The 13,192-nt window shown below is 39.3% G+C and carries 12 protein-coding genes and 1 pseudogene; 8 read left to right on the forward strand and 5 right to left on the reverse strand.

Going from position 1 to position 13,192, the window contains the following annotated elements:
* The first annotated feature begins 163 nt into the window (after positions 1-163).
* Both D0T18_RS06005 and D0T18_RS06010 read left to right on the forward strand, forming a co-directional pair.
* Entirely contained in the window at positions 164-883 is a 720-nt protein-coding gene (locus D0T18_RS06005; protein ID WP_004108224.1) for a nitroreductase family protein, read from the forward strand.
* 21 nt (positions 884-904) lie between these two features.
* Entirely contained in the window at positions 905-1,255 is a 351-nt protein-coding gene (locus D0T18_RS06010) for an XRE family transcriptional regulator (protein ID WP_240318298.1), read from the forward strand.
* A gap of 180 nt (positions 1,256-1,435) precedes the next feature.
* On the opposite strand, the gene D0T18_RS06015 is transcribed toward D0T18_RS06010, so the two are convergent.
* The 4 genes from D0T18_RS06015 to D0T18_RS06030 all read right to left on the reverse strand — a co-directional run bounded on the left by D0T18_RS06015 (position 1,436) and on the right by D0T18_RS06030 (position 4,277).
* Positions 1,436-1,807, reverse strand: coding sequence for a hypothetical protein (locus D0T18_RS06015; protein WP_004108219.1), 372 nt, complete (start codon positions 1,805-1,807; stop codon positions 1,436-1,438).
* A gap of 10 nt (positions 1,808-1,817) precedes the next feature.
* Positions 1,818-2,288 carry a hypothetical protein gene (locus D0T18_RS06020; protein ID WP_004108217.1) on the reverse strand — a complete coding sequence of 157 codons (471 nt, stop codon included), beginning with the start codon at positions 2,286-2,288 and terminating at the stop codon, positions 1,818-1,820.
* A 160-nt stretch (positions 2,289-2,448) separates the two neighbouring features.
* A complete protein-coding gene (locus tag D0T18_RS06025; RefSeq protein ID WP_004108215.1) occupies positions 2,449-3,609 on the reverse strand; it encodes a hypothetical protein in 1,161 nt (386 codons plus the stop codon).
* A complete protein-coding gene (locus D0T18_RS06030) occupies positions 3,606-4,277 on the reverse strand; it encodes a response regulator (protein WP_004108214.1) in 672 nt (223 codons plus the stop codon). The genes D0T18_RS06025 and D0T18_RS06030 overlap by 4 nt, the downstream gene beginning before the upstream one ends.
* 476 nt (positions 4,278-4,753) lie before the next feature.
* On the opposite strand from D0T18_RS06030, the gene D0T18_RS06035 reads away from it, so the two are divergent.
* Genes D0T18_RS06035 through D0T18_RS06050 form a run of 4 tightly spaced genes read left to right on the forward strand, consistent with a single transcriptional unit; the run spans position 4,754 to position 8,110 of the window.
* Positions 4,754-5,656, forward strand: a complete 903-nt coding sequence (locus D0T18_RS06035) for an efflux RND transporter periplasmic adaptor subunit (RefSeq protein WP_116440680.1) — start codon at positions 4,754-4,756, stop codon at positions 5,654-5,656.
* On the forward strand, positions 5,653-6,363 hold the full coding sequence (locus tag D0T18_RS06040) for an ABC transporter ATP-binding protein (RefSeq protein WP_102703485.1): 711 nt from the start codon (positions 5,653-5,655) through the stop codon (positions 6,361-6,363). The genes D0T18_RS06035 and D0T18_RS06040 overlap by 4 nt, the downstream gene beginning before the upstream one ends.
* Positions 6,347-7,558 (forward strand): ABC transporter permease, encoded by a 1,212-nt coding sequence (locus D0T18_RS06045; RefSeq protein WP_103014047.1) that lies wholly within the window; start codon positions 6,347-6,349, stop codon positions 7,556-7,558. Before D0T18_RS06040 ends, D0T18_RS06045 begins: the two co-directional genes overlap by 17 nt.
* A 27-nt stretch (positions 7,559-7,585) precedes the next feature.
* Positions 7,586-8,110 (forward strand): hypothetical protein, encoded by a 525-nt coding sequence (locus D0T18_RS06050; RefSeq protein ID WP_004108207.1) that lies wholly within the window; start codon positions 7,586-7,588, stop codon positions 8,108-8,110.
* A 44-nt stretch (positions 8,111-8,154) separates the two neighbouring features.
* Here D0T18_RS06050 and D0T18_RS06055 read toward each other — a convergent pair whose 3' ends face one another.
* Positions 8,155-9,417: an MFS transporter gene (locus D0T18_RS06055; protein WP_116440681.1), complete on the reverse strand. Its 1,263-nt coding sequence runs from the start codon at positions 9,415-9,417 to the stop codon at positions 8,155-8,157.
* Between the two features lie 480 nt (positions 9,418-9,897).
* On the opposite strand from D0T18_RS06055, the pseudogene D0T18_RS07000 reads away from it, so the two are divergent.
* A pseudogene (locus tag D0T18_RS07000) lies at positions 9,898-11,016 on the forward strand (alpha-amylase family glycosyl hydrolase); the annotation flags it as partial.
* 874 nt (positions 11,017-11,890) lie between these two features.
* A complete protein-coding gene (locus tag D0T18_RS06065; protein WP_033888414.1) occupies positions 11,891-13,162 on the forward strand; it encodes an ABC transporter substrate-binding protein in 1,272 nt (423 codons plus the stop codon).
* Positions 13,163-13,192 lie beyond the last annotated feature (30 nt).

Raw genomic sequence — 13,192 nt, forward strand, 5'->3', positions numbered from 1 at the left:
TAAGCGCTCACTGCTGAGCTTGCACGGAAAGTCCACTGGACTTTCCGTCTGAGCAAGCTCACGCTCCGAATTGCTTTCGCGCGCGCAATGCTGCGCTCAAGCAGGTCGTCGCGCAAACGCGAGGAAAGTACTGCGTGCGTATTTGGTGCGATATACTAAAAGCATGACTACACAAACTTTTGAAGTACTCGCAAAGTCGCGATTTTCTGCACGTGATTTTCTAAATAAGCCAGTCGATTCTAAAATACTTGAAACTATTTTGCAAACAGCTGCACAATCGCCGAGCTGGTCTAACACTCGTGGCTACATGCTCGCTATTGCTCAAGGAGAACGCAAGCAGCAGCTTATTGATGCTTATACGCAAAAATGCAAAGCAATGTTTCGTACTAAAGACGCTACCCTTAGCGAAGACGAGCGCATGATAGCCCAGAAAATGAGCCAGCCGGATGGAGATTTTCCTGTAATGGCTCCGTATCCGCAATCGCTTAAAGAGCGCAGTGCGCGTTTAGGGTTGGCGTTGTATAAACATTTAAATATTGATCGTAAAGATTTTCCTGCTCGAAATGCTCACACTTTGCGCAACTTCCAGGCGTTTGGTGCGCCAGTTATGGGATTTGTGCTTGTACGCCGTGATTTTCTACCATTTGCTGCGCTGGATGCTGGAATTATGCTGCAAACGTTACTGTTGGCTGCCAAAGAGCAAGGCGTAGATTCATGCCCGCTTGGCGTTCTTGCTACATGGCGTTCGCCGCTTGACGAAGTATTCGACATTCCGCCGGAGTATGCGCTGATTACTGGTTTTGCGTTAGGGTATGCGTCTGAAGCGCACGTAAATGCTTTCCGCGCGGAGCATCCGCCAATCGAGCTTGCGCAGGAAAAGTAACTTCGCACAAACCAATCTATTTTGCAAAATCCAAAGTACTTTGGAAAATATCAGATAGAAGTGCCGGAAATACCAGGATTGTTTACTCAAGTACGTAGACTTGATCAGGTTGCAGCAATGGTAAAAGACGCTGCTGCAACTTTAAATGTTAAAGTCAATGGCGTGAAAGTAACTCCGAAACTTAGTGAGCAAGATGAGCCTATGCTTCAGCGCATGCTAGATGCAAAATCTGCAGCTATAAAAACTCAGCAAGAGGCATCTATGCTTATGCGTGAAACGGTTCGCATACTAAGGAATCAGGGCTTGACGGTTCGTGATGTTGCAGAGCTTACGGGGGTTACTCCGCAGCGAATAAGTTCGCTTAAAGCTTAGTGATTCAAATCAATGTGGTTGAGACTATGCGCAAGTAAGTTGCTCAGTAGTGTATAAACTCTATGCAGAACAAATCAATAGCGGATAAATAAGTAAAGGTCAAGCTGTAGGATGTGTGGCTACAACTTGACCTTTGAAAATTGCGATATGTTTTTAAGTTAAAATCGTAGTCTAATGCTTTTATTTATTCTTGGCAATTCCAAGAGCTTTTGAACTTTCATCCTTGTCAAGGCCTATAAATAAAAGCACGATTATGCCAATAATCAGCGGAACATAACCGTATCCAGATCCGTGGATTATGCCGAATATTTCCATAAGCCCATTTGCTATTACGACTAGTGAAGATACTATAAAATATAGCTGCGCGCACCACGGTTTTTTAATGAGAAACATGGTTGCAAGTCCAAATAATCCAGCGATAATTTGAGGCACTCCCCATAGATAATCATTACGCATTACAATCAGCGCAATTCCGCTAGCAAGAAATACGCCATTGGCTATTGTCCAAAATACGGATGGAATTTGTGCTTTTGTATATTCTGAATTACTCATATTTTTCCTACTATAGCAGCATCATAATTGCTTTTGTTACAACCCAAGCCATCCAATCTGGCATCCCTGCTGATTTGCAGGCATTATAAATTCCGTCTTCAATCTTTCCAGTCCAATGCTCCAAAAATTTTATAAGCTCATTTAATCCTAAATGACTTTTAATGAATTGTTTAACTTGCTTAGGTAGTTTATGATAAATAGTTTTAATTGTTTTAACTACAAGACTAATTTTTCCACGTTCTTGTAATATGTTACGAAGCTCTGCTTGCGTTGGTTCTGCGTTAGATGCTGGAATTTTAATGAGATATCCATTAACTACATACACGCGGTAACCATCTTTTGTTGTGATGTGTTCGCATGCTATGTTTTTTTCAACGGTGCTATCTGTTGGCTCAAGAGCGAGTGCAGTAGAAGAAGGAACAACAATACTGCTAAAAATTAATGAAGCAGATAATACGCATGCTATAGCTAACTTCTTCATAATATGCCTTTCTGTACGAGAAGTAACTGTTTATGCCAAAAATCTTGACAATTTATAAATTAATGGCGTGCTAAAAGGTAAACAATATCTTGTATATGAAAACCTTTACAAATAATTACTATCTAAAACTGTTTAAGATTCATTAATCTTTTAAACTGAATCAGTAAGGCATACTATCTATATAGTTATGTTTATTTTTTAAAGGTATAACTGCATTACATTCCCAATACTTACCAAAGGCTCGAAAATAGAGTGAACCGCCTAAATGCTTTATGGTATCGCGATGAAGCAGAAGTCCTTTTTGAGATACTGAGCGAATTGCATCTTTACTTTTTCCGCCCAAAAATCGAACATTGAACTGTTTTATAACAATTTGTTTTTTACGTATCGAAATTCTGATGTAATAAACTAAAGAAGCATATTTTCGCATGTTCAAATATAGTTCTTCGATTAATTCAATAACTTCACAGATGATTTCATCGCTAATGTCTTCAGGAATATCGTTACTAGATATATTGCATATGGATCTTCCTTTTAATCCACAAGATGTATTGATTGAGTCGTTCATTTGTAGTGTATCTTCAATGTGCTGAATGAACTCGCTTCGAGCATCTTGCTTAGCAGTATTTCCACGTAGAATGTCGATAATATTATGTCCTTCTTCAAAAGCCTGATCTGCCAAATCATTTATTGCCTCAATAGCACTTCGCTGTTTTTTAGAAATAGACTTGTCAAGTAATGCTATTTTACTTTGTAGTGCAATATCTGCAATCTTATTAGTTAATCTATCGTGCATTCGCACAGCCAGATGAAGATTATTAATTGTTTGCTTATCTTTTTCATAAAGAACCATTTTTTGGTGAGAAATACGCAAAATAATACCAGTGCAAACGCAAAATATATTTATTAAAAGGTAAGCAATAAGATACTTGAAAGATAAAGTTGATAGGTATCGGTATGCAACGTAGTGTAATGCGTCTATTACTAAGAATAAAGGTAGTGTAAATTGAATCGGATATAAATACGAAATAAAAACAAATGATATGATGAGCCCGAAAGTTACTGGTGGAAGATTCAGACTAGGAATAGCAAGAATGCTGAGATGCACAAAAATATAGCACATGCTCATAAAATGCGGAAGCAAGCAAAGGAACAGATTTATAGCAGCAAGAATCATGTAAACTATAACAAGTTGTATTGTGCTATTGTCGCTATTCGAGTAAATATACGCATCCATTGCGCTCGACAAACATCCCAATAGTAAAAATGTTTTATTGTCAATAAGCTTTTCTCGTAAACGACGCATTAAGAAAATAATCATTGTGTATCATTTCCTAAATATTCATCATGCAGCCATGTAGTAATAAGTTGTGAACGATTCGTCACATTCAGTTTTTTGAACACGCGACGAAGGATAGTTTCCACAGTACAAGTTTCAACAAATAAACGTTTAGCGATTTGCGCATTAGTCATTCCTCTACTGCACAACTTTACAATTTCAGTCTCATGATCCGTTAAAGCAAGGCGTCCATTTTTTGGCTTATTTTGCAAACGTTGAAATGCTGTCGTCGTGTCGTCAAAATGAAGATTGCCTATTATTTGTGGCTTGAATGTGCCATGGGCAATACTGCTAAGCATGGCGCAAATAGTTTCTGGGTGGTTCTTTCCAACAATGCCTTGTGCGCCTGCTGTTGATGCTTTTAAAGCATAATCGTTTATAGGGAATGAAGTTATAGCAATTATTATTGGGAGTGAGTATCTTCTTCGCAATTCGTATAATATTTTAATTCCCGAAACCCCAGACATATACATGTCAATTAGCAGCACGTCTGGGCATTGATTTTGACAAAATTGAATTGCTTGATTGGCGTACGCGGATAACCAGCAAATACTGCAGGACGGAACAACCTGCTCAATATATGTTTTTAGGCCGTGTAGACAAAAACAATCATCATCAACAATGCCAACAGTAATATGCTTTGCTATCATATTGCTCCTTTAGAAAAGCATTATTTAAGTAATAATAGTACTTGAATTTGTATGATGAATATCTTGTCTAGGAAAACCTTTACAAAGCAGATTGTATAAAGGTAGTTACTGGAGCTTACGGGGGGTTACTCCGCAGCGAATAAGTTCGATTAAAGCTTAGTGATTTAATCACAATGTGGTTGCGTCTATGCGCAAGCAAGTTGCTCAGTAGTGTATAAACTCTATGCAAAATAAATCATTCTCTGGTATTACGCAAGCTCCAATAATCATAAATAAAATCATCATTTAGTATGATGCAAACTCTTTACGGCGATTATAAGCTATTAACCAAGAGCTGAAATTCTAAATGAAGTGGTAATCATAAAAGCGTTAATTGCAGCATTGCCGAGCCTTTTATTTATTTTGGATCAGTTTGAGAGGCTTGTTTCGACGCATCCTATGTGTCTACGAGTTTGGAGAGTAAGGAACTTTGTGTTATGCGTAAGTTTACGAAAGTATTCTTGTTAGCTGCTCTGCCAGCGTGTTTGCTTACTGCATGCGCTGGTAGAGTAGTTGATGATAGTCAACAGCAGGCATCGCATGATTCAGTTCCACTTATTTCAGTCAAAAAACAGCCTTTAACACAAGTTGTGTCGGGTAAAGCAACAATAGAACAATCGTCTACCTTTGTTATCACTGCTGTAAGTAGAGGGAATTTTTCTCCATCGGTAAAAGCAGGAAGTGCTGTAAAAGCTGGAAGTATTTTAGGCTACAATGCTGATAACAAAGTTATTGCTCCAGTAGACGCTAAAGTTGTGTCAGTGGCTGAATCATCTGCGGACGTGCCTAAATCTTTCCCGCTATTTACTCTTAAATATGAAGGTTTTTCAATAAGCCTTAACGCAAAAGCTTTACTTCGTTCTGCGGATATTGCAGATATTAAAGGTCGCTTCCAAGTTGAAGATGGTGTTGGGCCAACCAATTGTTTGCAAATAGTACAAAGCGGTGGAACTTCTACAGATGTTGCAGCTTCGGGTAGTAGCAAGAATGATAATGCTGATTCAACTCAAACAGATGAGTCGAGTGCGCAAAGTACGCCTAGTGTATCGTCAAAAGTTTTAACGTGTTTAATAGATAAAAGCACAGAAGTAGAATCAGGCCAAAATGCGACGCTTGTTTTTAATGGCAAGCATAAACAATCGGTTCTAACTCTGCCTGTTAGTGCAGTTGCTGGAAGAGTCCAAAAAGGATTAGTCTCATACAAGAAAGGCGATAATTGGGAGCGTAAAGAAGTTGGTCTTGGAATCAGTGACGGCGCTAATATTGAAATTACGTCTGGTTTGCATGAGGGTGATGTTGTAGCAGGTGTTTCTCCTGATCTCATTCCAGGAGTGCAATGATTATGGAGAACAATCCTGTTCCACTGGTTGAACTACAAGACGTGTCAGCGCGTGTAAAACTAGGCAATGGCGAATGGCTTACCACTGTCAACTCTGCTTCTATGTTACTTAATCAAGGTGAAACATACGCGGTAGTTGGCAGGTCTGGCTCCGGCAAAACAAGTCTTATTTCTATTATTGGATTTTTGAATAAAAATTTTACTGGAAAATACTATTATTCTGGCAAATCAATCCAAAAGTGTAGTGATGCTACAGTATCGCATATGCGCGCTCGAAATATTGGTTTTGTTTTTCAAAACTATTCGCTTATTAAGCATTTAAGCATTAGAGAAAATGTTGAGTTGCCGCTTTTATACGCAGGACTACAACAAAGCAAGCAGACAAGAAGAAAAACGATAGAAGAAGCATTATGTGCTGTTGGATTGCAAGATAAACTAAATGAATACCCTGGAAGGCTATCAGGCGGTGAACAGCAGAGAGTCGCGATAGCGCGTGCTCTCGTCACTAATCCCGAATTACTTATTTGCGATGAGCCAACTGGTGCGCTCGATAGTAGCACGGGAGAAAAAGTGCTTCAAGTGTTGCATGATCGTGTTCAAGAATCTGGAACAACATTACTATTAGTCACTCATGATATGAAAGTGGCTCGTTCTTGCTCTCACATTTTTACTATGGAAGGCGGTGTTCTTTATGATCATGCTGCTTAAAGATTTGCGCCTGTCTCCTATGAGATCCTTCCTTACAGGTTTTTCAATGTTTATCGGCATCATTGCCGTTATTGCGTCAGTGCTTATTGGCACGGTTGGTAAGGACTATCTTATTGCAACTAACGAACAGCTAAACGGTCGTAGACCAACATACGAGATTACTTTTTCAGCACAAAATTTTGACGAATATTCAGTATTTAACAAATTCTTAAATCGCATTGAATCCGCAAATCGTAACGCTAACGTTATGCTACAACCAAACACTGGGCTACTGTTTAGCGCTTCTATGCCAGCTTTGAAGAGCGTAAAAATAAGCGAAGAATATAAAACTAGCAATCTTCAATATGTTGATGCTGTTTACACTACGTCAGGATACAATAAAGTTTATAACTTACCTATTGTAAGTGGAAGATGGTTTAGTAATAGCGCTAAAAGCAACGCATTAGAAATGGTAGTAAACCAATCTGCTAGCAAAAGATACAAGATTGGTGAAGTAGCATTTATTACTTCTCGCAAAACAACACAAATGAGTCCTATAAGGATTGTTGGAGTTGTGAACGATGGCGTAGACTCAGCAAAAGCATACGTGAATATTCTAGGCTTGTTACGTTACGCTCCAACTCTTTGGGAATATTCTGAAAAAGAAACTCACGGCTCAATCTACTGGTTAAATAAAGAAAATCGTTCTCAAAAATCAATTAAATCTTATGTTTCAGATGCTCTTTATGACTGTTGTGGTGGGCAAGTAAACGAAATTAGAAGACATGATAATAGTGATGATTACGAGAATGTGATAACAGTATTGCAATTAAGTTTTGCTATCGTAGCAGCATTATTGCTTTTTGTTTCCGCGCTAGGTTTAATCAATATTGGTTTAGCATCGTTGGAGCAGCGCACACATGAACTTCTTATACGCAGAGCTTTGGGTGCTACTAGATGGTCGATTGCTTCACTCGTGTTAGGCAGTGCGATTATTTTAGCACTAATAGTCTCGATTGCTGCCGTCGCTGTTTCTTTTGGTCTTGTGTCTATAGCATCAAGTTTTTGGGATGCATCAAGCCCAGTTAGTCCGCCAGTTTACCCATATGAAGCCGCTATTGGAGCTGTTATTGCGGCTTTTATCACAGCACTTGCTGGAAGTGTGGTGCCGGCAATAAAAGCATCGCGTTTACAACCAGCATTAGCATTGCGATAATTTTCAAAAAATAAGAAAGAAGGAATAATGAATAATCATACTATTAGTAAAACAACTCTTATTATTGGTGTGCTTAGTGCGCTTCTTATGTTTAATGCGTGTGGAGGAGTAGGTAACAATAATACGAGTGGTATGGGTGGCGCGCGCTCGCAAAATAGTTCGCCTAGAGAGATTGTTGATTTTGCTCATATAGAGAAGGAATATCAGGAATCTGTGGCAAAGCTTAGTTGGCCTGAAAAATATAAAGCTCCTGCAAACTTGGTTGGAGAAGAAAAAGACAGTCAGTTCCAGAGTGGATATGGCGATACGCAAGCATCTAATTATTATCAGTGTGCTTGGGAACGGCAATGGTTAGACACGTATGCTAGTGATGAACAAGCGGCAAGTAAAGCTTTGCATGAGCTTGAAAAAGTGCCTAGCATGCCGTTTATGGGTCCAGATCGTTGTGATGATGCAACGCGAAACTTTTTCAAAGAGCACATGCGTAAAGCAAAACTTGGAGATCCATCAGGATTCCAACAGGATGTGCAAACTAATTGCCCTGTGATGTAATTGCATTTGTATAGCTTTATTGTGCTTTCGCACTAAATGGCTTGTTATATGCTTCTTTTTACCCATGTTGATGGTGTCCAATAATCTTTGGTAAGCATTGATGGGTATGTTTGTTTACGAGCTTGAATAATCCATAAGGCTATACCTGTTGAAATAAGTATTACGCCAGAAGCAATCATTATGAATAATGATGAATTTAGATTTCCCCATGCTAGTACGCTTGCATACCCTACGATAATGCCGCATTGCTCCATAATAGAAGTAAAAGTAGTAGTTGCGCCGAGAATGCGTGTTGGTATGCCGTCGAGAAGAGCTGTTTGCCCATAGACAATAGTGGCGTCAAAAATAATACCTGCAATGAAAGCAGAGCAAAGAAAAAGAGCAATCCAATTATTAAGTGCGAAAATAAGTAAAGGAATAGAAAGGAATCCAGGTAATAAAATGGAGTATAAAATCTCATAATGTAGCACAATATATTTGCATAATACTGAACCTACAATCATGCCAATGTTAAATATGCTGACTATTGATCCCCATGTGGATGCCGAATGAAAAAGCGTGAGACAATGGTGTGCTCCCATTAGTCTAAATGCAGCAAGCCATGATCCAGATTGTAATGCTGATACTGCTCCTAAGACTATTAACCATGGTGTAGATTTCATATAGTGTAGAGAGGCTGCAAAACCAGCAGTTTTATTGCTTCCTGTTTTCGTATTGTTTGCGCTATTTTGTGCTTGCTGGTTTAGATTAACTAACAGTAGAGGTAGCGCCGCTAATATCATCACAATAGCAATGCTCGTAAAGAAAATGAGAGGATTGCATATATCAACAAATATGCCAGTGATTGCAGGTGCAGCAAGCCTGCTGAGATTAATCCACATGCGCATGCTTGCTAAAAATTTGGTTTTTTCGCCAGTTGGTACACTATACGCCATCAATACTTTTTGATTAGGTGAAGAAAATGCAGTAAAGAACCCGAATATTATGCCGAGTAGCGTAACCATAATAGCAATAAGGTTATGCTGTGCTACTAAAGCGAAACCATATCCAGTGCACAGCAAGGCAAAGCAGAACGTTAGAGCTATAAACAATCTAGTTGGTGGATATTTATCTGCGATAATGCCGCCAAGTGGTGCTGCTATGCAGGTCATAAGTGCTACGGACACTGCGTTAAGTGCTGCGTGAGATAAGTCAACATGCATTAAAAGATATAGACTCACGCCAAATCTACAGCTTGTTAAAAGAAAAGCATTAAGCGATAAAACGTATATAATCAAACCCGATCGTACTCGTGCTACAGCGCTCATTGCTTACTCTTCTTACTTTTCTTTCTTTCATATTAAGAATGATATGTGTCTTTTGATATGTACACCTTTATTTACACCTTTTTATGGACGGTGAGCGAAATGAGTGTTTTGTTGCGGTGTTTTACTCTTAACTACTTCGAACTACCCTTAACTACTCCGGAATGTACGTACTTTTGCGCTTTGTTGTTTGTGTCGTGACTCGCATCGCTGCGGTTTGCAAACAAGATATATATAACTACTGGCGATAGTAGGAGAGGAAGTTAGAGAGTTTGCTCATTGCGTCGCGAGTTTGCAAGCGTGGCAAGTAGATAACATGTAATTATTTTAAGGGATTGACGTTTGTTTAACAATGTAGTAAATTGATTTACAAGAGTTTAACATTACGGTTCAAAGGAGACTGAAATGAACTCTCGAGCGATGAAGTTTAGCGCATTTATGCGTAGGATTTTATTTTTTATAGTTTCATTTTTTATTAGTGTAATGTTACTTTTTAATTCATCTACTTCTGCTTTTGCGAACACTGCTCATAGTGTGCGACCATTGGAAGAAGGTGATGTTATTTATCAAGTCTTAGTTGATAGATTTGCGGATGGTGATTCATCCAACAATGATTTTGGTCATGGTGAATATAACCCTAATGATTTAGGTTTTTATCATGGTGGCGACTGGAAAGGTCTAACTAATCATTTGGACTATATAGCAGGGTTGGGTGTTACTGCAATTTGGATTTCTCCTGTGTCTGAACAAGAACCGTTGTCAAAAGACGGTAAAGAAGCAAGCTATCATGGTTATTTCACTAAAGATTTTGCAACACCAAATAAACATTTTGGTAGTAGAGCTGATTTGCAAAGGCTTATTAATGAAGCTCATAATCGTGGATTAAAGATGATTCTCGATGTTGTGCCAAATCACACGTCAGACTATCTTGATGCTTATGCTCGTAAATATAATGGGGCATATCATCCAGAAGGGTTTTTGAATAATCCAGCATTTTATCATCATTTTGGTGATTGTAAATTCGATAATACTGAATCGCAGTCTGATATAGAGCAATGTGATCTTGGTGGTTTAGATGATCTTGATCAGTCTAATCCGCAAGTCTCTAAATATCTTATTAAGACATATAAAGATTGGATTGATATGGGCTTTGATGGAATGAGAGTAGATGCTGCTCGTTCTATCCCGAAACCTTGGTTAAAGAAATTTGAGAAAGAAGTTGGGGTTCCATCATTTGGAGAAATATTTGTTGGTGATGTTGATTATGTTGCTGATTACCAAAACTACGAATGGGGTGCATTAGATTTTCCTTATTTCTTCACTGTGCGTAGAACTTTTTCAGCAGACACGGATATGCGTGACTTAGGGAAGCTATTTTCGCAGGATACGAAATATAGGAATCCAAACCAATTAGAGACATTTATTGATAATCATGACAGAGCAAGGTTTTTGACTTGGGCAAATGATGATTATCAACGTTTACGTTCTGCCTTGTCGTTTATGATGACTACCCGTGGTTTGCCAATTATTTATTATGGCACTGAACAGGCTGATGACGGTAATGGCAATGGTTCAGAAGTCCCTATTGCAAATAAGGATAATCGTAAAGATATGAAATCGTTTAACACTAAATCTCCGTTATACCAGCATATTAAACGATTAACAGAGATTCGTCGTAAGCACACTTCATTGAGGACAGGTCGTCAACTTGAGATGTGGTCTGCCAAAGATGTGTATGCTTTCTCTCGTATGGCCAAGGATAATAGCGATGAGGTTATTACAGTTGCTCATAATACTTGGGGTGAAAAGATGGTTACTATACCTCTTAGAGCAGAAAGTCATATCTCTGTAGGAACTGTTTTGACAGATATGATGAATACGAATCGTAAAGCAACTGTTGTGCCAGGAGGGGTAACCGGTAAACAGATTAAGGTGCTATTATCTTCGCATGATGTCGCTATTTTTGACGCAGAGACGTCTACTTCTGAGTATCACCCAGTTCGTCGGAATCTTACGAAGATTATGGTTCATGCGAATGTTCCTTTAGGTCATTCGCTAACTGTAAGAGGAGATACTTATCCACTTTCTTGGAATTATGGTCGTGCATGTCATTATTTGGGTAACGACATATGGGAATTTGAAATGGAAAGAATACCTAAAGGTAAAAAGTTCCAATTTAAGGCATTGCTTGATGACAAACAGTGGGTGTCTAAAGATAATGCCTTCGGAGTTGGAGGGGAGGAGGTAGAAACAAGCATGCATTTTTGATTTTGGTGTTTGTATGAACATGACATGTAGATTTATATGAGCCAGTGTTTGTGGCAATTAAAAAACTGTTTGCTTGTTATGTAGTCATACAACAAAGAATAAAAAAATTATTAGTTTGTTTTCTGATGCTTTAGAGAATCGTTCGTCATCCATTTTCTAAATGCAAAATGAGTGCAAGTTAACGTATGAATATAAAAAGAAGGTTACAATGAAGAAACTTACAAAAATATGTGCACTGATTGGTGCTGCTGCAATGATTGTTAGCGTAAGTGCGTGCGGTAGTACGAAATCGTCCGACGCTAATGGTGCAACATCGCTTACCATTTGGCATTATTGGGATGGCGCTAACGCCGATACCTTTGATGCAATGGTGAAGGATTTTAATGCTTCGCATAAAAATATTAAGATTAAGACTGCGAGCGTCCCGAATTCTGATTTTATGACGAAGCTTCGTGCATCGGCTTCGTCGAAGAGCTTGCCAGATATTTCTATAAGTGATTTGGTATGGGTGCCACAGATTGCAAAAATGGGCAATTTGACTGATCTTTCTAAGGTTATCAGCTCGAAAACGCTCGATGATGTGACTCCTGCATTGATTGACTATGGTCATATTGACGGCAAACAAGTTTCTGTGCCAGTGACTGCCAATAATCTTGCGTACATGTACAACAAGGATGTTTATAAAGAAGCTGGGTTAGATCCTAACAAGCCACCGCAAACATGGGATGAGTTGAAGAAAGTTGCCAAGACAATCAAGGAAAAGACGGGCAAGCCAGGGTATGATTTGCTTACTCAAGCAGGAGATAACGGCGAAGGTTTAACTTGGAACTTCCAGGTCAACTTGTGGCAAGCTGGTGGCGAATTCTTGACGAAGGATAATTCTAAGGCTGCATTCAATACGCCAGAAGGCAAGAAGGCTATGAACTTCTGGATGGATCTTATCAAGAGCGGCGTGAGCCCATATGCTAAGTGGGGCGAATTTGAAAAGGGCAAGGGTGGTTCTGCTCAGGAAGGTAGCTGGATGGTTGGCATCTGGGCGCCAGATCCACCATTTGATTTCGGTGTAGCAAAAGCCCCTCATCCAAAGGATGGTAAGGAGGCAACCAATCTCGGTGGTGAACAAGCAATCGTCTTCCACAATTCTGACGCTCGTGCCAAGGCTGCTGGCGAGTTCTTGAATTGGTTCTTGCAGCCAGAACAGGTGATCAAGTGGTCGCAAAAGACTGGCATGCTTCCTGTAACGAAGAGTGTTGCAAAGTCTGATAAGTATTTGGATTGGGTTAAGAAGGAACAGCCTCGTTTAATTCCGTTTGTGGAACAAATGGAGATTGCTCATACACGTCCAAATACGCCATTGTATCCAAAGATTTCCTTCGAATTTGCAAAGGCTGTGGAGAAGGCTTTCGCTGGAGAGCAGAGTGTTGACGAAGCGCTTGCGAATGCTGAAAAGGCAGTAAACGACGTGATTGCCAAAGGCTGATTGCATAAATACTGTGCCGATAGCTGGGTC

The organism is Gardnerella swidsinskii (assembly GCF_003397705.1).
Taxonomy (GTDB): domain Bacteria; phylum Actinomycetota; class Actinomycetes; order Actinomycetales; family Bifidobacteriaceae; genus Bifidobacterium; species Bifidobacterium swidsinskii.